This window comes from Pseudomonas sp. CFII64, from assembly GCF_000416235.1.
In the GTDB taxonomy this organism is placed as follows: Bacteria; Pseudomonadota; Gammaproteobacteria; order Pseudomonadales; family Pseudomonadaceae; genus Aquipseudomonas.
In genome coordinates this window covers 116,738-137,114 of sequence record NZ_ATLO01000007.1, presented here as the reverse complement: position 1 = coordinate 137,114, position 20,377 = coordinate 116,738, and the positions used below count along the sequence as shown (strand labels likewise).

14 protein-coding genes are annotated in these 20,377 nt (G+C 60.5%); 2 read left to right on the top strand and 12 right to left on the bottom strand.

Annotated elements, in window-relative coordinates:
* Positions 1 to 3 precede the first annotated feature (3 nt).
* Entirely contained in the window at positions 4 to 3,069 is a 3,066-nt protein-coding gene (locus tag CFII64_RS04090) for an efflux RND transporter permease subunit (protein WP_020289497.1), read from the top strand.
* Between the two features lie 178 nt (positions 3,070 to 3,247).
* Here CFII64_RS04090 and CFII64_RS04085 read toward each other — a convergent pair whose 3' ends face one another.
* The 6 genes from CFII64_RS04085 to CFII64_RS04060 all read right to left on the bottom strand — a co-directional run bounded on the left by CFII64_RS04085 (position 3,248) and on the right by CFII64_RS04060 (position 11,794).
* Complete coding sequence (locus CFII64_RS04085) at positions 3,248 to 3,937, bottom strand: DUF4197 domain-containing protein (RefSeq protein WP_020289496.1); 690 nt, start codon at positions 3,935 to 3,937, stop codon at positions 3,248 to 3,250.
* A 69-nt stretch (positions 3,938 to 4,006) separates the two neighbouring features.
* Positions 4,007 to 6,508 (bottom strand): glycerol-3-phosphate 1-O-acyltransferase PlsB, encoded by a 2,502-nt coding sequence (gene plsB, locus CFII64_RS04080; RefSeq protein WP_020289495.1) that lies wholly within the window; start codon positions 6,506 to 6,508, stop codon positions 4,007 to 4,009.
* A 175-nt stretch (positions 6,509 to 6,683) separates the two neighbouring features.
* Positions 6,684 to 7,061 carry a hypothetical protein gene (locus tag CFII64_RS04075; protein WP_020289494.1) on the bottom strand — a complete coding sequence of 126 codons (378 nt, stop codon included), beginning with the start codon at positions 7,059 to 7,061 and terminating at the stop codon, positions 6,684 to 6,686.
* Between the two features lie 83 nt (positions 7,062 to 7,144).
* A complete protein-coding gene (locus CFII64_RS04070) occupies positions 7,145 to 7,954 on the bottom strand; it encodes a putative RNA methyltransferase (RefSeq protein ID WP_020289493.1) in 810 nt (269 codons plus the stop codon).
* Positions 7,954 to 9,105 (bottom strand): succinyl-diaminopimelate desuccinylase, encoded by a 1,152-nt coding sequence (dapE, locus tag CFII64_RS04065; RefSeq protein WP_020289492.1) that lies wholly within the window; start codon positions 9,103 to 9,105, stop codon positions 7,954 to 7,956. Before dapE ends, CFII64_RS04070 begins: the two co-directional genes overlap by 1 nt.
* 100 nt (positions 9,106 to 9,205) lie before the next feature.
* Positions 9,206 to 11,794 (bottom strand): glycosyltransferase family 2 protein, encoded by a 2,589-nt coding sequence (locus CFII64_RS04060; protein ID WP_020289491.1) that lies wholly within the window; start codon positions 11,792 to 11,794, stop codon positions 9,206 to 9,208.
* A 295-nt stretch (positions 11,795 to 12,089) separates the two neighbouring features.
* On the opposite strand from CFII64_RS04060, the gene tcdA reads away from it, so the two are divergent.
* A complete protein-coding gene (tcdA, locus tag CFII64_RS04055) occupies positions 12,090 to 12,935 on the top strand; it encodes a tRNA cyclic N6-threonylcarbamoyladenosine(37) synthase TcdA (RefSeq protein ID WP_020289490.1) in 846 nt (281 codons plus the stop codon).
* Here tcdA and CFII64_RS04050 read toward each other — a convergent pair.
* The 6 genes from CFII64_RS04050 to CFII64_RS04025 form a co-directional block, all read right to left on the bottom strand.
* Positions 12,911 to 13,324 carry a SufE family protein gene (locus CFII64_RS04050; RefSeq protein WP_020289489.1) on the bottom strand — a complete coding sequence of 138 codons (414 nt, stop codon included), beginning with the start codon at positions 13,322 to 13,324 and terminating at the stop codon, positions 12,911 to 12,913. The two genes, tcdA and CFII64_RS04050, sit on opposite strands and share 25 nt — an antisense overlap.
* Complete coding sequence (locus tag CFII64_RS04045; RefSeq protein ID WP_020289488.1) at positions 13,321 to 14,526, bottom strand: aminotransferase class V-fold PLP-dependent enzyme; 1,206 nt, start codon at positions 14,524 to 14,526, stop codon at positions 13,321 to 13,323. The genes CFII64_RS04050 and CFII64_RS04045 overlap by 4 nt, the downstream gene beginning before the upstream one ends.
* A gap of 67 nt (positions 14,527 to 14,593) precedes the next feature.
* Positions 14,594 to 15,628, bottom strand: coding sequence for a 2,3,4,5-tetrahydropyridine-2,6-dicarboxylate N-succinyltransferase (dapD, locus tag CFII64_RS04040; RefSeq protein ID WP_020289487.1), 1,035 nt, complete (start codon positions 15,626 to 15,628; stop codon positions 14,594 to 14,596).
* 45 nt (positions 15,629 to 15,673) lie between these two features.
* Positions 15,674 to 15,982, bottom strand: a complete 309-nt coding sequence (locus tag CFII64_RS04035; protein WP_052026570.1) for an arsenate reductase — start codon at positions 15,980 to 15,982, stop codon at positions 15,674 to 15,676.
* A 414-nt stretch (positions 15,983 to 16,396) separates the two neighbouring features.
* Positions 16,397 to 17,590: a succinyldiaminopimelate transaminase gene (dapC, locus tag CFII64_RS04030; protein WP_020289485.1), complete on the bottom strand. Its 1,194-nt coding sequence runs from the start codon at positions 17,588 to 17,590 to the stop codon at positions 16,397 to 16,399.
* Between the two features lie 69 nt (positions 17,591 to 17,659).
* Positions 17,660 to 20,359 carry a [protein-PII] uridylyltransferase gene (locus CFII64_RS04025; protein ID WP_020289484.1) on the bottom strand — a complete coding sequence of 900 codons (2,700 nt, stop codon included), beginning with the start codon at positions 20,357 to 20,359 and terminating at the stop codon, positions 17,660 to 17,662.
* Positions 20,360 to 20,377 lie beyond the last annotated feature (18 nt).

The following is a 20,377-nucleotide window of genomic DNA, read 5'->3' as shown; positions in this document are numbered from 1 at the left end:
CGGATGCATTTCAATCTTTCCGAATGGGCGCTGCGCAATCGGCAAATCGTCCTGTACCTGATGATCGTTCTGGCTGTCGTCGGTGCGCTTTCCTACACCAAGCTGGGGCAGAGTGAAGATCCACCGTTCACGTTCAAAGCCATGGTGATTCGTACCCTGTGGCCGGGCGCCAGCGCGGAAGAAGTGGCGCTGCAAGTCACGGATCGCATCGAGAAGAAGCTGATGGAAACCGGGGAATACGAGCGCATCGTTTCGTTCTCGCGACCCGGTGAGTCGACCGTGACCTTCGTGACCCGCGATTCGATGTTCTCCGCTGCGCTGCCCGAACTGTTCTACCAGATCCGCAAGAAAATCAGCGACATCCGCCAGAACCTGCCACCGGGGATCCAGGGCCCGTTCTTCAACGACGAATTCGGCACCACGTTCGGCAACATCTACGCGCTGACCGGCAAAGGCTTCGATTATGCGGTGCTCAAGGACTACGCCGACCGCATCCAGTTGCAATTGCAGCGGGTCAAGGACGTGGGCAAAGTCGAGCTGATCGGCTTGCAGGACGAGAAGATCTGGATCGAGCTGTCCAACGTCAAACTCGCCACCCTCGGCCTGCCATTGGCGGCTGTACAGCAAGCGCTTGAAGCGCAGAACGCCGTCGCCGCCACCAGTTTTTTTGAAACGCCCACCGAGCGCGTGCAGTTGCGGGTCAGCGGACGTTTCCAGACCGTCGAAGAAATTCGCGAGTTTCCGATTCGTGTCGGCGACCGCACGCTGCGCGTCAGTGATCTGGCCGAAGTGCATCGCGGCTTCAACGACCCACCGGCGCCGCGCATGCGCTTCATGGGTGAGGACGCCCTCGGTCTGGCAGTCGCCATGAAGGACGGCGGCGACATTCTGGTGCTGGGCAAGGCCCTGGAAGGCGAGTTTTCCCGTATCCAGAAAAACCTCCCGGCCGGTATGGAGCTGCGCAAGGTTTCCGATCAGCCTGCCGCGGTGAAAACCGGCGTCGGCGAGTTCGTCCGGGTGCTGGCCGAAGCCTTGGGTATCGTCTTGCTGGTGAGTTTCTTTTCCCTCGGCATGCGCACAGGCATGGTCGTGGCGCTGGCGATTCCGCTGGTCCTGGCGATGACCTTCGCCTGCATGTTTTACCTGGGGATCGGCCTGCACAAGATTTCCCTCGGCGCGCTGGTGCTGGCGCTGGGCTTGCTGGTGGATGACGCGATCATTGCGGTGGAAATGATGGCGATCAAGATGGAGCAGGGCTACGACCGGATGCGCGCGGCAAGTTTCGCCTGGACCAGCACCGCGTTTCCGATGCTCACCGGGACGCTGATTACCGCCGCGGGCTTTCTGCCGATTGCCACGGCGCAGTCGAGCACCGGCGAATACACCCGTTCGATCTTCCAGGTGGTCACCATTGCCTTGCTCGCGTCATGGGTCGCGGCAGTGGTGTTTGTGCCGTATCTGGGCGAACGGTTGCTGCCGGATCTGGCGAAAATCCATGCCGAGAAACACGGCGCGGGCGTTTTTGACCCCTATGCGACGCCGTTCTATAAGCGCGTTCGGGGGCTGGTCGGCTGGTGCGTTCGTCGTCGCAAGACAGTGATCGTTTTGACCGTGGGACTTTTCGTGCTGTCGGTGGTGATGTTCAAGTACGTGCCCCAGCAGTTCTTTCCGGCTTCGGGTCGACTGGAGCTGATGATCGATCTGAAACTCACGGAAGGCGCTTCGTTGAGTAACACCGCCGAGCAGGTCAAGCGGCTGGAGCAGATGCTCAAGGATCATGACGGCATCGACAACTACGTTTCCTATGTGGGCACCGGTTCGCCGCGTTTCTATCTGCCGCTGGATCAGCAACTGCCTGCGGCGAGTTTTGCCCAGTTCGTGGTACTCGCCAAATCCATCGAGGACCGGGAAACCCTGCGCACCTGGCTGATCACTCACCTCAATGAACAGTTCCCGACCTTGCGTGCGCGGGTAACACGCCTGGAAAACGGCCCGCCCGTGGGTTATCCGGTGCAGTTCCGGGTCAGCGGCGAGCACATTGACGAGGTCCGGGCACTGGCGCGCAAAGTGGCGGCCAAGGTCCGCGACAATCCCCATGTGGCCAATGTGCATCTGGACTGGGAAGAACCCAGCAAAGTCGTGTACCTGAATGTCGATCAGGACCGCGCCCGGGCGCTTGGGGTGACGACCGCCAGCCTGTCGAAATTCCTGCAAAGCTCGCTCACCGGTTCCAGCGTGAGTCAGTACCGCGAGGACGATGAACTGATCGAAATCCTTCTGCGCGGCACCACCAACGAACGTCAGCAACTGGGCGCGCTGGCGAGTCTCGCAGTGCCCACTGACAACGGCGCCAGTGTCGCCTTGTCGCAAGTGGCAACCCTGGAATACGGCTTCGAAGAAGGCATCATCTGGCATCGTAACCGACTGCCCAATGTCACGGTGCGCGCCGATATCTACGGCAAGGAGCAACCGGCGACGCTGGTCCAGCAAATCATGCCGACCCTGCAAGGCGTGCGCGATGAATTGCCGGACGGCTATCTGCTGGAAGTGGGCGGCACCGTCGAGGATTCGGCGCGGGGTCAGAACTCGGTCAAGGCTGGCGTGCCGTTGTTCATAGTGGTGGTGCTGACCTTGCTGATGATCCAGCTGCGCAGCTTTTCGCGGATGTTCATGGTGTTTCTGACTGCGCCGCTGGGGCTGATCGGCGTGACGCTGTTTCTGCTGGTGTTCAATCAGCCATTCGGTTTCGTCGCCATGCTGGGCACCATCGCCTTGTCGGGGATGATCATGCGCAACTCGGTGATTCTGGTGGATCAGATTGAACAGGATATTGCCGGCGGGCTGGATCAGTGGCAGGCGATTATCGAAGCCACGGTGCGGCGTTTCCGACCTATCGTGCTGACCGCGCTGGCGGCGGTGCTGGCGATGATTCCGCTGTCACGCAGCGTCTTCTTCGGCCCGATGGCAGTGGCGATCATGGGCGGCCTGATCGTCGCGACGGCGTTGACCCTGCTGTTTCTGCCTGCGCTGTATGCGGCGTGGTTTCGGGTCAAAAAGGAAGGCCAGTGAGATGTAGACCTTCCCGGACAAGGTAGAGCGCCACCCCGGCCGGTCCTACCGGGCCAAACACACTCGGTAGGAGGGGACCTGTCCCCGAAAGACGGCAGCTCAGGCGGCGTTAATTTTGCGGATTTCCGTGGTCAGGACCACCGCATTCGGGGACAAGTCCCCTCCTACAGTTACCGATTCAGAGCGACCCAAACACCTTCTTCGCCAGGCTTGTCGCCGCCGCAGCCGGGTTGGCGCGGATGGTTTCTTCCTGTTTGGCTATCATTTCGAACAAACCGTTCAGCGCCTGTTCGGTCACGTAGCCCTCGATGTTCGAGCTTTTGGCATCCAGAACGCCCAGCGTCGCCGCCTGACCGGCGAACGAGTTGTACTTCTGCGCCAGCCCGACCTTGTCCGTGGCTTGCTTGACGATAGGCAGGAATTTGGCGCGAATCTGCTCGCGACTGCTGCTATTCAGGTACTGCGTGGCGGAATCCTTGCCGCCGCTGAGAATGCCCTTGGCGTCAGCCACGGTCATCTTCTTCACGGCATCCACCAGCAACGTCTGCGCTTGTGGCATGGCGGCTTCAGCGGCCTGGTTCATGCTGGTTTCCAGCTGGTCGACCTGCGCGCCCATGCCGAACTGTTTCATTTTCTTCGCCACCTTGCCCAGACTGCCCGGCAGTTCGATGCGCACATCCTGGTTGTTGCTGAAGCCACCGGGCTTGCCCAGTTGCTTGACCGCAACCTGCGCGCCCTGGGTGAGTGCGTCCTTGAGACCGCCGGTTGCATCTGCCTGTGAAAGATCATTCAAGGATGCGGCAAAGACGTTGGCCGACAGCAGCAAGCCTGCGCACAGGCTGGCAAAGGTAAACGGGGAGCGAAGCATGGCAGCATCCTTTTCAAGGGGAATCTTGGTAACGGCGCCGGTTTTGATCCGGCGCCGGTTGCGCGGAATTTAACGGATTTCCTCAACCGGGTCAGCTTCGGTTACATCTTCGTTGCGATGCAAGGCGACCTGGCGAATTGACAGTCGAATCTCTGCAGGCAGCACACGCTTCGCGGCGCCTTCAGCCAGTTCCCCCAGCAGCGGGTGATAACTGAGCTTGCCGCCCGCATCCTTGCGCAGCACGCCCAGGTCCAGCAGGGTCTGGATAAAGTGGCGGAACAGGCTCTTGTCGAAGAACTCCGGCGCATTCAGGCCATGCAGGATCGACAGCCGTTGTGCCATCACCGTACACAGGTCTTCCAGTTCTTCGGCGCTCAGGGTGTTCTGGCCGCTGTTGAGCAACAGCGAGGTGGCCATGTAGAAACGCTGCAATGTCTGGGCAATCGCCCGCGACAGCAGGGTCAACAATACGAACTCACGAGAACTCGGCGCCGGGCGCAGGTAGACGTCATTTTCGAAGCGCAACAGGCCTTGTTCGACAAACGCCTCCAGCCATTGATCGACCACCGCATCCAGCTCTTCCAGCGACCAGCGGATGAACAGCTCCGATTGCAGGTACGGATAGAGCGCACGGGTGTAGCGCAGCAGCAGCTCGCGAGTCATGCGCGACGAGCTCTGGAAGAAGCTGGCGAGCAATGATGGCAGGGCGAAAATATGCAGCACGTTGTTGCGGTAATAGGTCATCAGGACCGCATTCTGTTCATCCAGATACAGAATTTTGCCCAACGCGTCCTTTTGTTCCGAGAGCAGGTCCATGCCTTTCACGTGTTCGATCAACGCCCGGCCGTCACCTTCGGGCAACGTGGTGTGCGGCGAATACGGCACCCGGCGCAGCAATGTCAGGTACAGATCCAGCACGCGGGCCATGGCCTGATCATCCAGCGCCAGGCGTTGCGTCGAAAGCAGCGCCAGCGCCACCAGATTTACCGGGTTGATGGCGGCGGCTTCGTTCAGGTGCCGGGCAACGCGTTCGCCCAGGCGATTGGTGGTTTCGTTGAGCCATGCCGGGCGGAACTGCGGCCCCAGTTCCTGGGTGCGCCAGTCCGCTTGCTCCGAGTCGAGAAACTCCGCGAGCTTGATCGGCTCACCGAAATTGACTGAGACCTGGCCGAAGCGCTGCTTGAGGGCGCCAATCACCTTGAAAATGTCGAAAATCGACTCCTTTTTCTTGGTCGCGCCACGCAGCTCGCCCAGATACGTGCGGCCTTCGAGCACCCGCTCGTAACCGATGTACACCGGCACGAACACGATGGGCATCCGCGAGTTGCGCAGGAAGCTGCGCAAGGTAATCGCCAGCATGCCGGTCTTGGGTTGCAACATGCGCCCGGTGCGCGAACGCCCGCCCTCGACGAAGTATTCGACCGGGAAACCTTTGGTGAACAGGGTATGCATGTATTCGTTGAACACCGAGGTGTACAGCGGATTGCCCTTGAAGGTGCGGCGCATGAAAAACGCGCCGCCCCGGCGCAGCAGACTGCCAATCACCGGCATGTTCAGGTTGATACCGGCAGCGACGTGCGGCGGCGTCAGACCATTGCGAAACAGCAGGTACGAGAGCAGCAGGTAATCGATATGGCTGCGGTGGCAGGGCACATAAATGATCTCATTGCCCTGCGCGACGTTCTGCACGCCTTCGATATGGCTGACCTTGACGCCATCGTAGATCTTGTTCCAGAACCAGCTCAGCACCACCTCGAGAAAACGAATCGCTGAATAGGTGTAGTCCGACGCAATTTCGTTGCCGTAACGCAGCGCTTGCTCGCGAGCCTTGTCGACGGGGATTTTCTCCCGTTCGGCTTCATCCAGAATCGCCTGCTTGACCAGCGGCTCATCCAGCAGACCTTTGACCAGATTGCGCCGGTGCGACACATCCGGGCCGATCACGGCGGTTTTCAGGTTGCGAAAATGCGTACGCAGCAGACGCTGGGTCATGCGCAGGGTCAGCTCGTGACCCTTGTTCTCGTTGATCAGGTCGCGCAGATGGATGGGGGCTGAGAACTGCACCCGGGTCTTGCGCCCCAGAATCAGGATGCTGACCAGCCGCCGCAGCCGTCCGGTCACCGCCCAGCTGTCGGCAAACAATAATTTCCACGGGCTCGATTCACGATCCGGCGACTGGCCCCAGAACACGCTGACCGGAATGATCTGCGCATCCTCGGCGGCGTTCTGGCTCACGGCGCTGATCAGCCGTTCCAGGGTCGGCGGCGCGCCGCTCTTGTCCTGACGGCCCAGCCAGTCCGGGCCCGGCGTCAGGTAAAAGAACGCTGCCGGTTCGTTCAGCTCGCCCACCGCCACGGACAACACCGGCCGAGGCAATCCCGCCTTGCTGCACTCGGTATCGATCACCGCCAGATCGCTCAGTGACGGCGATTGCAAGGCGTAGAACACCGGTCGACTGCGGTCGAGATTGAGGGTGAAAGACGATTGATTAATGGTCTCGGAGCGCACCCAGAGATACAACAATCGGCGCAGTGTGCCGAACACAAGACGGCGGAACGGAGAGCGTGTCATACGGCTTCTGCTGAAAAGGGGCGGAGCCCACGAGGGCGCCAGTTTGCCGTATCTGGCGGGGATGGGCAAAAGGGCGGAAGGGGCTCAATTCATTCCGTAGGACCGGCTTTAGCCGGGAGCGCGTTCTCCCGGCTAAAGCTGGTCCTGCAATGAATCAGGGGCCGTTGTTTTTACCTCACGCCGTATGCCAGGTAATCTCTTCCTCGCCATCTGCACTGATGCGAATCCAGCGGTCGGCGGTTTCGTCGCTTTCTTCTTCAACCCAGGTGCCGGGTGCGCAGCGCACTTCTACGTTGAGTGCGGCAAAGGCGGCGCGGCCACAGGCGATGTCGTCTTCCCACGGCGTCTCGCCGCTTTCCAGATAAAGGCTGTTCCACTTGCCGACCGCCTTGGGCAGCCAGGTCACGGGCACGTTGCCGGCCGTGCATTTCCAGGTCTGGCCTTTCTGTACCCAGTCCGTGCACGGGCCGATGGCTGCGCTGAGCCAGGTGGCGATGGCCTTGTAGTCGACGTCAGCGTCTTTCAGGTAAATCTCGATATCGGGTTGGCGCATGGATGCCTCGTAAGAAATTGAAAAAATCCATTCGCGGATTCAGTCGAGTGCTTCGCTTCTGCGAAGCACCTTCATTCGGATAGTTATTGGCGCACGAAATAATCGTAGCGCATGGAAACCGTGACTTCGAACGGCTCAACCTGCTCGACGACATGGGCCCGCCGCTCAGCGCTGGCGCGCCAGCCGTGGGGCGTCATGGCCAGCAGGTTGGCGCGGGCCTGACCGTCGATCAGGCTCAGTTTGAAACGCAGGGTTTCGCTGTGATCCAGCAGCATGCCTTCAGGAACCAGGGCCAGATGCTTGTCGTCAGCATAGTCGCGAACTTCGTCATACAGACGCTCGCGCAGTTCCATCAGGTGCTCGCTGGTCGGACCGACGCGCATCAGCCCGCCGCCCGGCGTCAACAGGCGTTTTGCTTCATTCCAGTCCAGCGGGCTGAACACGCTGGCGAGGAACTGACAGCTGGCATCCGGCAGCGGCACCCGCGCCATGCTGGCGATCAACCAGGTCAGCTGCGGATTGCGACGGCAGGCGCGTTTGACCGCTTCACGGGAAATGTCCAGCGCATAACCATCGGCGTGCGGCAGGGCGGCGGCGATTTGCGCGGTGTAATAACCCTCGCCACAACCGATGTCCAGCCAGCGCGCCGGGGCCCGTTCGGCTGCCAGCTCGGCCAGACGTTTCGCCACCGGCGCGTAATGCCCGGCGTTGAGAAAGTCGCGCCGCGCCTCGACCATGGCCTGATTGTCGCCAGGATCGCGGCTGTTCTTGTGCTGCACCGGCAGCAGGTTCAGATAACCCTGGCGCGCGCGGTCGAAGCGATGATTCGCCGGGCACGCCACGCCGTTGTCCACCGCACTGAGCGGCGCCGAGCAGATCGGGCAAGTGAGCATCATGCGAGCAGTTTGACCAGGGTCTGATAGTAGATTTCAGTCAGCACGTCGAGGTCGCTGGCCAGCACGCGTTCGTTGACCTGGTGAATGGTCGCATTCACCGGCCCCAGCTCGACAACCTGCGTGCCCATGGTGGCGATGAAACGACCGTCCGAAGTGCCGCCACTGGTGGACGCTTTGGTCTCGCGACCGGTAACCGCGCGAATGCTGTCCGACACCGCGTCCAGCAAATCACCCGGTTCGGTCAGGAACGGCAGACCGGACAGCGCCCAGTCCACATGCCAGTCCAGCTCATGCTTGTCGAGGATCGTCGCGACCCGCTGCTTCAAGCCTTCGACCGTGGATTCGGTGGAGAAGCGGAAGTTGAAGATCGCCACCAGCTCACCGGGGATCACGTTGGTCGCGCCGGTCCCGGAATTCAGGTTGGAAATCTGGAAGCTGGTCGGCGGGAAGAACGCATTGCCTTCGTCCCAATGCTCGGCGGCCAGTTCGGCCAGCGCCGCAGCGGTAAGATGAATCGGGTTGCGCGCCAGATGCGGGTACGCCACGTGGCCTTGTTTGCCTCGCACGGTCAAGGTTGCGCCGAGAGAACCACGCCGACCGTTCTTCACCACGTCGCCGACCAGCGTGGTGCTCGACGGTTCGCCGACGATGCACCAGTCCATGCGCTCGTTGCGCGCTTTGAGGATTTCCACCACAGCTTTGGTGCCGTGATGCGCCGGGCCTTCTTCGTCGCTGGTGATCAGAAAGGCAATCGAGCCTTTGTGATTGGGGTGATCACCGACAAACCGCTCGGCCGCCACCAGCATGGCCGCGAGGCTGCCTTTCATGTCCGCCGCACCACGCCCGCACAGCATGCCGTCGGCGTCGATCAAGGCATCGAACGGATCGTTCTGCCAGGCGTTCACCGGTCCGGTGGGCACCACGTCAGTATGCCCGGCGAAGCACAGGACCGGCCCTTCAGTCGTGCCATGGCTGGCCCAGAAGTTATCCACATCCTCGATACGCATCGGCTCCAGCTTGAAGCCGGCATCGCCCAGGCGTTGCATCATCACCGCCTGACAGTCGGCATCGACTGGCGTTACCGAAGGACGACGGATCAGGTCGCAAGCGAGTTGAAGAGTGGGCGAAAGGTCGGCTGGGGCCGTCATGTACAGGACTCCGGTGGTATGTCTGTAAGCGCGAAAAGGCGCGTATCTTAAAGCAAAAACGACGACCGAAGGCCGCCGTTTAGTCTTGCCGAGATTTATGTCAAACCGTAGCGGGTTCGGTAATCACCAACGGTTTGGGCAGCGAGGACAGGAAAGCCATGATCAACGCCGCCAGGTACGGCAGCGATTGCACCACGAGCATGATGACCCAGAAGCGCATGTCGGCGCTCGGCAAGCCCTGCACCAGACAGATCCCGGTCGCCGCGCCCCATAACAGCAGCATGATGAACAGCTCTTCCCGAGCTTCGGAAATCGCCACCAGCAGACCATGGCTGGCAGCATTTTTCGGGGTCCGGAAGAACGGAATGCTCGTCGTGAAGAAGCCATACAGCACGGCTTTGGCGATGGTATGCGACAGGGCCAGCCCGGCCAATGCGGCGTAAAACGCATCCTTGAGATTGACGCCCACGGCGCGGCGATAGAGGAAGATGATCTTGCCAACCTTGAACACGAACAATGCGAGCGGCGGGATGGCGAAGATCAGCAGCGGCGGGTCGACGCGTTTGGGCACGATGATCATCGCCGACGACCAGAGCAATGCGCCAACAGTGAAGAAGATGTTCATGCCATCGGCGACCCACGGCAGCCAGCCCGCGAGGAAGTGGTAGCGCTGGCCGCGCGTCAGTTCGGTGTCCTTGCCGCGCAGCAGGCTCGACGCATGGCGCTTGATGATCTGGATCGCGCCATACGCCCAACGGAAACGCTGCTTCTTGAAGTCGATGAAGGTATCGGGCATCAAGCCCTTGCCAAAACTGTTGTGCGCATAGGCTGCGGAATAGCCCTTTTCGAAAACCCGCAGGCCCAGCTCGGCGTCTTCGCAAATGCACCAGTCGGCCCAGCCCAGTTCTTCGAGCACTGAGCGCCGGGTCATGGTCATGGTGCCGTGCTGAATGATCGCGTCGCGGTCGTTGCGGGTGACCATGCCGATATGGAAGAAACCCTTGTACTCGGAATAGCACAGCTTCTTGAAGGTGCTTTCGTGCTGGTCGCGATAGTCCTGGGGCGACTGCACCACGGCGATTTTCGGATCGGCGAAGTGCGGCACCATGTGCTTGAGCCAGTTGCGGTCGACACAGTAATCCGAGTCGATCACGGCAATCACTTCGGCATCCGGCGCGGTGTGCGGAATCAGGTAATTCAACGCGCCGCCCTTGAAACCGGCGAGCGGGGCGACATGGAAGAACTTGAAGCGCGAACCGAGCAGTTCGCAATGGGCCTTGACCGGTTCCCAGACCGCCGGGTCCTTGGTGTTGTTATCGATCAACAATACTTCGAAATCCGGATAATCCAGGGCCGCCAGCGCGTTCAAGGTCTGCTTGACCATTTCCGGCGGCTCGTTGTAGCACGGCACGTGAATCGACACTTTCGGGCGGTAGGCATTGTCCGTCTCGACGGGCAGGAATTCGCGCCGCCGCTTGTGAGTCCAGACCGCTTCGGCCAGCTCGTGAGCCTCGGTCAGCAGCACGATAAACACCCCGAGCGCACCCAATGCCAGAAGGAATCCGACCAGCAAACTGAACCAGGTGCTGTATTGCTGGCTGTAGTCGTACCCGATCCACACCAGCACCGAGCCACACAAAAACGCAACGAAAGTCAGGAAGGTGCGACCGCGCTGACGCAGGGCCGAGCCGTCGATCAACAGCAACGCCAGCGACAACATCGCCAGCACTACCGAACCGATAGCCAGTACACGCCATTGCGGAATGGCCACCACAGGCCCTTCAAAGTTGAATTTCTGCTGGCGGTTGGCGTTGTAGACGCCCCAATAGGCGCCCACCGAGCCTTCATCGCTGGCTTTCCACGGCTGATCGAAGGCCTCGATCACAAAGTAGTTGTAGCCTTGCCGGTTGAGCTTGTTGACCAGCGTGCGCAGGTAAATCGCCTGATCCGCCTGGGTTGCATCTGCGCCACCGCGCATGCGCCCGTTGCTCGGCCAGCCAACCTCCGAGAGCAGCAGCGGTTTTTTCGGAAACATTTTCTTCAGTTCACGGGCGCGGTCGAGAACAAACTGGCCGGACTCGCTCATGGGAATGAATTCCCAGTACGGCAGAATGTGCGCGGCGACCAGATCGACGTGTTTGCCCAGTTCCGGGTATTTCTCCCAGATGTGCCACTGCTCGGAGGTGGTCACTGGCACTTTGACTGCGGCGCGCACCCGATCCAGCAAGGCGCTCAGTTCGCCGACGGTAATCTCTTCGCGGAACAACGCTTCGTTGCCGACCACCACGCGAACGACGCTGCGCGAGGTGTTGGCCAGCTCGATGGCGCGGGTGATTTCCCGCTCGTTACGTTCGGCGTCCGGGCTAATCCAGATGCCCAGCGTCACCCGCAAACCAAACTCTTCCGCCAGTTTGGGGATATCGCCCAGCGAGCCGTCCACCGAGTACGTACGAATACTGTCGGTTTGCTTGCTCATCAACTCCAGGTCCTGACGCATTTCATCGTCGGACGGGTACACGCCCTTTTGTGGGTTTTGTCCCAGACGGAAGGGCGAATAGGAGAAGCCGGAGATTTGCTCAGGCCAGTCCGGGGCCGTTACCGGGCGATTGATCAGCGCCCAGAAGCCGGTAAACAACGCGGCAATCGCCACGACTACAACAAGATTGAGCCCAAATTTACGCGATGACATAGATGCTTCTGGTTCCAAAGGGTGGAACGGGGAATCGCCGGCGAACGCCCGCTGTCAGGTACTTTGGCAGCTTACGCGTGTTGAAGTTCTTTTCTGGAATGGTTGTAGGAAAAATAACCTGCAGTGCTTGCGCCGACCTTTTCGGGGACAAGTCCCCTCCTACCGGTTGTGTAGGGCTCGGCCGGCCCCACAGAATCCTCATCAGTTCATCAGCTTTCTGACCAATCACTCACCACATGGATGCCCTCACTGCCGCAACGGCCTATAATGCGCGCCGGTTTTCGGGGTATTGGTCATGAGCACAGAAGATCCACGGTTTGCAGGCGTCGCCCGTTTGTATGGCATCGAGGGCCTGGAACGCCTGCGCGCGGCTCATGTGGCGATCGTCGGCATCGGCGGCGTCGGCTCCTGGGCGGCGGAAGCCATGGCCCGCTGCGGGGTTGGCGAGATTTCCCTGTTCGACATGGACGACGTCTGCGTCAGCAACAGCAACCGCCAGCTCCATGCACTGGACAGCACCGTCGGCCGGCCCAAGGTCGACGTGATGGCCGAACGGCTGCGCGCGATCAACCCGGACTGCATCGTGCATGCGGTGGCGGATTTCGTGACCCGCGACACGATGGCCGAATACATCACGTCCGATCTGGATTGCGTGCTGGACTGTATCGACAGCGTCAACGCCAAGGCCGCTCTGATTGCCTGGTGCAAACGACGCAAGATTCAGATCATCACCACCGGCGGCGCGGGTGGGCAGATTGATCCGACGCAGATTCAGGTTTGCGATCTGAACCGCACCTTCAATGATCCGCTGGCTTCCAAGGTGCGTTCGACCTTGCGCCGCGACTATGGCTTTTCCCGCACCGTGACCCGTCACTACAGCGTGCCGTGCGTGTTTTCTTCGGAACAGCTGCGCTACCCCAAGCCAGACGGCAGCATTTGCCTGCAGAAAAGCTTCGTCGGCGACGGCGTCAAACTCGATTGCGCCGGAGGTTTTGGCGCGGTGATGATGGTGACGGCGACCTTCGGCATGGTGGCGGCGACCAAAGCCGTGGACAAGATTGTGGCGGGAACGCGGCGTCCTTCAGAACGCGCCAAGCCGGTTTCGGTGCCGCCGCCTCAGCTGGCGACGACCGCTATTTGATGCATCCGCTGCAGGACGGCATTCAAGCCGTTACTGCGCGAAGGCGACAGCTGACGGCTCAAGCCAAGCTGGTTGAACCAGTCCGGCAGATCAACCTGTTGTAATTCTTCTGCCGACAAGCCATTGACCCGCGCCAGCAATACCGCAACCAGGCCGCGAATCACCCGGGCATCGCTGCTGGCCCGAAACTGCCAGCGGCTTTGGCTGAAATCCCCCACCAGCCAGACCTTGCTTTCACAACCGTGAACCAGGTGCTCGTCGCTTTTTTCGTCATCGCTCAGCGCTGGCAGGCGTTCGCCCCATTGCATGAGCAGACGCGCACGTTGCTCCCAACCTTGCAGCTGGTTAAAGGTTTGCAGTGCTGATTCGGCGTCGGCGGGCAGCTTCATTGAAGCATCTCCAAAGCCTGATCCAGCGCACTGAAAAAGCGCTCCAGGTCGTCGGAATCGTTGTACAGCGCCAAAGAAACCCGAATTGCGCCGGACAAACCCAGGCTCTTCAACAGCGGCATGGCGCAATGATGACCAGCACGGACGGCGACGCCTTGTTCAGTGAGCAAATGCGCCAGGTCAGCGTTATGCACGCCTTCGACGACGAAGCTGACCAGCGCCAGTTGCGGCGCGCCCAAAATCCGAATGCCGGGCCGTTGCTGCAAACCTTCCAGCAGCTGTGCGTGTAAACCGGTTTCGTGGGCGTCCACTGCGGCGTGATCGAGGCTTTGCAGGTAATCCAGCGTCGCACCCAGACCGATCACGCTGGAAATCGGTGGCGTGCCGGCCTCGAAACCCAGCGGAGCAGGGCGGAATTTCGCGTGGTGATAGTCCGTTGTCAGGACCATTTCGCCGCCAAACTGCCAGTGATGGAGGCGAGACAAGGCTGCATGGCGTCCGTACAACACACCGAGGCCTTCCGGGCCATACAGTTTATGGCTGGAAAACACGTAGAAATCGCAGCCCAGTGCTTGAACATCGTGTCGACCATGGACCACACCCTGGGCGCCATCGACGACCGTCAGCGCATGGTTGGCCTTGGCCAGCGCCAACAGTTGAGGCAGCGGCTGCCAGGCACCGAGCACGTTGGATAACTGGCTGACAGCCAGCAATCGGGTGCGCGGGCCGATCAGCCGGGCGGCGGCGTCCAGATCAATCAAGCCATCGGCTGCCAGCGGCAGCACCACCAGTTTCAGATCCCGGCGTTGCGCCAATTGTTGCCAGGGCAACAGGTTGGCGTGGTGCTCCAGCGCGCTGATAGCGATTTCATCACCCGCTGCGAACTCATGCTCCAGGCCGTAAGCCAGCAGGTTGAGCGCCGAGGTTGCGCCATGGGTAAAGACGATTTGCCCGGCCTCATTGGCGTTGAGCCAGCTGGCGACTTTGCCACGGCTGTCTTCGAACGCCTGGGTGGCATGCGCCCCCGGTAAATGTTGGGCACGATGAACATTGGCCGCGCCGTTGGCGTAGTAATGATTCAGGGCATCCAGCAGTGCCTGGGGTTTTTGCGTGGTGGCGGCGTTGTCCAGATAGGTCTGGCCTTGCCGTTGCAGGGCGGCGATGGCTGGAAAGTCAGCGCGCCAGGGAGACGAGAGGGGCATCGTTTTAGCTCGGTGAATCGGATTCGGCCTGCCGTTACAGCAGGCGCGAACCCGGACGCGGCATCGATCAGTTGTGAGCGTGCAGCGTTTCGTTCAGCTCGATGGCCGACTTGTGGGTTTTGCATTCCACAGCGCCGGTTTGCGAGTTGCGGCGGAACAGCAGGTCCGGTTGACCGGCAAGATCACGCGCCTTGACCACTTTGACCAGCTGGTTCTTGTCGTCCAGCAGGGCCACTTTGGTGCCAGCGGTCACGTACAGGCCGGACTCGACGGTGTTGCGGTCGCCCAAGGGAATGCCGATACCGGCGTTGGCGCCGATCAGGCAGCCTTCGCCAACCTTGATCACGATGTTGCCGCCGCCGGACAAGGTGCCCATGGTCGAGCAGCCGCCGCCCAGATCCGAGCCCTTGCCGACGAAAACGCCTGCCGAAACGCGGCCTTCGATCATGCCTGGGCCTTCGGTGCCGCCGTTGAAGTTGACGAAACCTTCGTGCATCACGGTGGTGCCTTCGCCGATGTAAGCGCCCAGACGTACGCGAGCGCTGTCAGCGATACGCACACCGCTCGGCACCACGTAGTCGGTCATTTTCGGGAACTTGTCCACCGAGAACACTTCCAGCAGCTCGCCTTTGAGGCGCGCTTCCAGTTGCCGCTCGGCCAGTTCGCTCAGGTCGACAGCGCCTTGGCTGGTCCAGGCCACGTTTGGCAGCAGCGGGAAGATCCCGCCCAGGTTCAAGCCGTGCGGCTTGGCCAGACGATGGGACAGCAGGTGCAGCTTGAGGTACGCCTCAGGCGTCGAAGTCAGTGCCGCGTCTTCGGCCAGCAGGGTCGCAACCAGTGGATTGTGGCTTTCTGCCAGACGGGTCAGCAACGCTGCCTGAGTGCTGTCGACGGATTTCAGCGCGTCGGCCAGCTTCAGGGCCATGTCGGTGTTGAAGGCGATTGCCTGGTTGCCGCCGGTGTAGCCCAGAACCGGGGACACGGCTGCAATTACCGCAGCCGACGGATTGATCAGCGGCTGGGCGTAAAAGACTTCCAGCCACGTGCCTTGACGATTTTGAGTGCCGACGCCAAAGGCCAGGCTGAACAGGGTAGTGGACATGCGAATACCTCTTACGGATTAAAGGACCATCGATAGCGCTTTGGCTTATCGGATGGCCGCTGCATACAAGTCGGGTTTAAAGCCAATCAGGGTTTTGCCGCCGAGATCCAGCACCGGGCGCTTGATCATCGAGGGTTGCGCCAACATCAGTTCTATCGCTTTGGCCTGGTCGAGATCGGCTTTTTGTCCGTCGTCGAGCTTGCGAAACGTTGTCCCTGCTCTATTCAGCACAACCTGCCAGCCGTGTTCATTGCACCACTGCGTCAGGTGCTCACGGTCGATGCCGACAGTTTTATAGTCATGAAAATCGTAGCTCACGGCTTTTTCATCGAGCCAGGTGCGCGCCTTCTTCATGGTGTCGCAGGCTTTGATTCCGTAAAGGTGCAACTTGTTGATTTCATCAGCCACGAGCTTGCCCCCTTGGAACGGTGCGAGAAAAAACGGTGACGGATTATGCCATGGACCAGCGGGTTCGGCTGCGACAGGTTGACGGGTTTATCGCAACTTGTCGCCGAAACGCTTGCAATTTGCCTCCGGGAAGAGGCCGCGCGCAGTGTAGGCAGTGGATATTGCAGTTGTGTGATGGGGTCGTGTCCGGCTTCGCGCCATCTGAGATATCGCCTCAACCGGCTCGGAGGACTGCATGAATGAACGGCGCGGGATTGAGACCGCTTATTTATAAGCCCTGTGCCGGGGGACCGGCTTTAGCCGGGAGAATGCCCTCCCGGCTAAAGCCGGTCCTACGGACGATCGACAAACCTTGTTGACTTAGCGGGTAATAAAGTCGCGAATCCGCTCGGCCGCTTCAATGCACTCGGCCAACGGCGCTACCAGCGCCATGCGCACCCGTCCGGCGCCGGGGTTAAAGCCGTCCACTTCCCGGGACAGATACGAACCCGGCACCACAGTCACATGCTGCTCGACGAACAGGTCGCGGCAGAAGGCGGCGTCATCGGTGCCGACATTCGGCCACAGATAGAAACCGCCGTCCGGGCGCTGGACGTCCATGACCGGCGCAAGAATTTCCAGCACGGCGTCGAATTTTTCCCGATACAGCGCGCGATTGGCCCGCACGTGTTCTTCGTCATTCCAGGCGGCGATGCTTGCCAGTTGGGTTTGTACCGGCATCGCGCAGCCGTGGTACGTGCGATACAGCAGGAACGCCTTGAGGATTTCCGCATCACCGGCAACAAAGCCGGAACGCAGGCCCGGCAGGTTCGAGCGCTTGGACAGGCTATGGAACACCACGCAGCGTTTGAAATCTTGACGACCCAACGCCACGCACGCACTGAGCAGGCCGGCTGGCGGGGTTTGCTCGTCGAAATACAGCTCGCTGTAGCACTCATCGGCGGCGATCACGAAGTCATATTCGTCAGCCAGGGCGATGAGCTTTTTCAGGGTTTCCAGCGGGATCAACGCGCCGGTCGGGTTGCCGGGCGAGCACAGGAACAGAATCTGGCAGCGTTTCCAGATATCGGCCGAGACTGCGTCGAAATCCGGATTGAACCCGTTCTCGCTCAGGCACGGCAGGTAATGCGGCTGCGCGCCGGCCAGAAACGCTGCGCCTTCGTAGATCTGATAAAACGGGTTCGGGCTGACCACCAGCGCGTCGTCGCCGCGATTGACCACGGTCTGGGTGAAGGCGAACAGCGCTTCGCGGGTGCCGTTGACCGGCAGCACGTTGCGCGCCGGATCAAGCCAGCCGCCCGGTACGCCGAAACGCCGCTCGCACCAGCCAGCAATGGCTTCACGCAGTGCAGGAATACCCAACGTGCTTGGATAAACCGCCATCTGATCCAGATTGTCGGCCAGTGCCTTGGCGACGAATTCCGGCGAGCGATGCTTGGGTTCGCCGATGGACAGCGCGACCGGAAGCTTTTCCGGGTTGGGCGTCACGCTGCCAAGCAGGGCGCGGAGCTTCTCGAACGGGTAGGGCTGCAGCAGTTGCATCGCGTTATTCATGGGTCTGGTCTCAAGAGCAGGGCGCTCGGGTCGGTGAGCGCCGTTGAATCGATTCGTGAAAAGCGCGGATCAAATGCTGATGCGCCACTCGCCGCCGGGTTCCTGGTCGACGCTCAACTGCTCGACGATTGCGTCCTGCAATTGGCTGCACAGCTGCGGATCGGATAACGGCTGGTTGTTTTCATCGGTGATAAAGAACACGTCTTCCACGCGTTCGCCTAACGTGGCGATCTTGGCATTCTGCAATGACAGATCAAATTCCAGGAATATCTTGCCGATTCGCGCCAACAGGCCGGGGCGGTCGGGCGCAGAGAGCTCCAGGACCGTGACCGGGCGCTGGGCGTCATTGTGAATCGTGACTTGCGGCGCAAACGCAAAGTGCTTGAGCTGGCGCGGCACCCGGCGCTTGATGATCGTCGGATAGTCGTCCGGATTACGCAGCGCGTCGGTCAGGCCGTCGCGAATCTGCTTGATCCGCTCGGGATTGTTGCCAATCGAGCCGCCGTCGTTGTCGAGCACGATATAGGTGTCGAGGGTGAACTTGCTGCTGGAGGTAATGACCCGCGCATCGTGAATGTTCAGGTTCAGCTGGTCCATGGCCGCCACGGTGACCGCGAAGAAATCATGCTGGTCGGGGGCATAGATGAAAATCTGTGTGCCGCCTTCGAATTCGCGCTGGGTGGTTTCCTTGATCAGCACCAGCGGGCCGCCATCCACGGGCTGTTGCAGGATCGCGTCGCTGTGCCACGCCACATCCCCGGCGGTATGGCGCAGGAAATAGTCATCGCCCAGTTGCGCCCAGAGCTGCTCGACGTCGTCCGGATCGGTGCCGCTGCGCACCAGAATATCCAGTGCGGCGCTTTGCGTGCGGCGGATCTGCTCTTCGCGGTCTACCGGGTTTTCCAGGCCGCGACGCAGGGCGCGCTTGGTTTCGGTGTACAGCTGGCGCAACAGGCTGGCCCGCCATGAATTCCACAGGGTCGGGTTGGTGGCGTTGATGTCGGCCACGGTCAGCACGTAGAGGTAATCCAGATGCACTTCGTCACCGACGAACTGGGCGAAATCATGGATCACCTGTGGATCTGACAAATCCTTGCGCTGGGCGGTGGTGGACATCACCAGGTGGTGGCTCACCAGCCAGACAATCAAGCGGCTGTCCCAGCTCGGCAGTTGATGACGCACGCAGAACGCCTCGGCATCTACTGCGCCCAGTTCCGAGTGGTCGCCGCCGCGGCCTTTGCCGATGTCGTGATACAGACCGGCCAGATAAATCAGCTCCGGCTTGGGCAGCTTGCCCATGATCTTGCTGGCCAGCGGGAATTTCTCGGACACCTGCGTGTATTGCAGCTTACGCAGGTGCTTGATGAGGTTCAGGGTGTGCGCATCGACGGTGTAGATGTGGAACAGGTCGTGCTGCATTTGCCCGACGATGTGGCCGAATTCCGGCAAATACAGGCCCAGAATGCCGTAGCGGTTCATCCGGCGCAGGTTGCGATGAATGCCGATTTCGCACTTGAACAGCTCGATGAACAGGCTGGTGTTGCGAATATCGTGGCGAAAATCATCGTTGATCAGGTGCCGATGCTCGCGCAACAGCCGGATGGTGTCGGCGCGTACGCCTTTGATTTCCGGGTGTTGGGCCATCAGTACGAAGATTTCGAGCATGGCGAATGGCGTGCGTTTGAACACATTCGGCCGGGTCGCTTCGATGTAGCCATCATGCAACTGGAAGCGCGAATTGAGCGGCTGGGTCACCGCGCCTTCGTCTTCGACCAGAATCACTTCTTCGAAATGCTGGATGATCAGGTCGCTCAGCTCGGCGATGCTCATGACCACGCGGTAATACTTCTGCATGAAGCGTTCGATGGCCAGCTTCGCGTCGCTGTCCTGATAACCCAGCAGGGCGGCGATGCTGCTCTGATAGTCGAACAGCAGCCGATCTTCGGAACGGCCGGCCAGCATGTGCAGGGCGTAACGAACCTTCCAGAGAAATTCCTGGGAGGAAGCCAGCAGGTTGTTCTCGCTTTCCAGCAAGAAACCTTCGCCGGCCAGTGCGTGCAAATTAAGGGTGCCGTATTGGCGCCGGGCAACCCACAGGATGGTCTGGATATCGCGCAGACCGCCGGGACCCCCTTTTACATTGGGCTCCAGGTTGTATTCAGTGTCGTTGTACTTGTGATGGCGGTTTTTCTGCTCGGCGCGTTTGGCGAGGAAAAACTCCTTGCTCGGCCACATTTGCGTCGGGCTGGTGACTTCCAGCATGCGCTGGCGCAGACGCTCCGGGCCGGCAATGGTGCGACTTTCCATCAGGTTGGTGATCACCGTCAGGTCGGCGCGGCCTTCCTGGGCGCATTCGTCGACCGAGCGCACGCTCTGACCCACTTCCAGGCCGATGTCCCACAGCAACGTCAGAAAACGCTCGATGGGTTCGCGGAAGACTTCGTGATCGGCGCTGTCCAGCAGAATCAGCAGGTCGATGTCCGAATAAGGATGCAGTTCGCCGCGCCCGTAGCCACCGACGGCCAGCAAGGCGATGTCGGCTTCTTCGCTCCAGTCGAAGTGATCCCAGGCCTGTTGCAGAATGTTATCGACAAACCAGGCCCGATCCTCGATCAGCCGGCGGATATCCCGACCGGACTTGAAGCGTGCGTCGAGCACTTCCCGCGCATTGCGGATGGCTTTCTTGAAGGCCGCAATAGGGCTCGCCTTCAAGGCCAGTTCGGCCTGGAACTGGCCGCGGTCGAACAAATCGGGATCCACCTGCGGCATGGAACTGCTTTCCTTCTA

Coding starts and splice junctions, on each gene's coding strand:
- CFII64_RS04090 (WP_020289497.1), top strand. CDS start 4: ATGCATTTCAATCTTTCCGAATGGGCGCTGCGCAATCGGCAAATCGTC.
- CFII64_RS04085 (WP_020289496.1), bottom strand. CDS start 3,937: ATGCTTCGCTCCCCGTTTACCTTTGCCAGCCTGTGCGCAGGCTTGCTG.
- plsB (WP_020289495.1), bottom strand. CDS start 6,508: ATGACACGCTCTCCGTTCCGCCGTCTTGTGTTCGGCACACTGCGCCGA.
- CFII64_RS04075 (WP_020289494.1), bottom strand. CDS start 7,061: ATGCGCCAACCCGATATCGAGATTTACCTGAAAGACGCTGACGTCGAC.
- CFII64_RS04070 (WP_020289493.1), bottom strand. CDS start 7,954: ATGCTCACTTGCCCGATCTGCTCGGCGCCGCTCAGTGCGGTGGACAAC.
- dapE (WP_020289492.1), bottom strand. CDS start 9,105: ATGACGGCCCCAGCCGACCTTTCGCCCACTCTTCAACTCGCTTGCGAC.
- CFII64_RS04060 (WP_020289491.1), bottom strand. CDS start 11,794: ATGTCATCGCGTAAATTTGGGCTCAATCTTGTTGTAGTCGTGGCGATT.
- tcdA (WP_020289490.1), top strand. CDS start 12,090: ATGAGCACAGAAGATCCACGGTTTGCAGGCGTCGCCCGTTTGTATGGC.
- CFII64_RS04050 (WP_020289489.1), bottom strand. CDS start 13,324: ATGAAGCTGCCCGCCGACGCCGAATCAGCACTGCAAACCTTTAACCAG.
- CFII64_RS04045 (WP_020289488.1), bottom strand. CDS start 14,526: ATGCCCCTCTCGTCTCCCTGGCGCGCTGACTTTCCAGCCATCGCCGCC.
- dapD (WP_020289487.1), bottom strand. CDS start 15,628: ATGTCCACTACCCTGTTCAGCCTGGCCTTTGGCGTCGGCACTCAAAAT.
- CFII64_RS04035 (WP_052026570.1), bottom strand. CDS start 15,982: ATGAAGAAGGCGCGCACCTGGCTCGATGAAAAAGCCGTGAGCTACGAT.
- dapC (WP_020289485.1), bottom strand. CDS start 17,590: ATGAATAACGCGATGCAACTGCTGCAGCCCTACCCGTTCGAGAAGCTC.
- CFII64_RS04025 (WP_020289484.1), bottom strand. CDS start 20,359: ATGCCGCAGGTGGATCCCGATTTGTTCGACCGCGGCCAGTTCCAGGCC.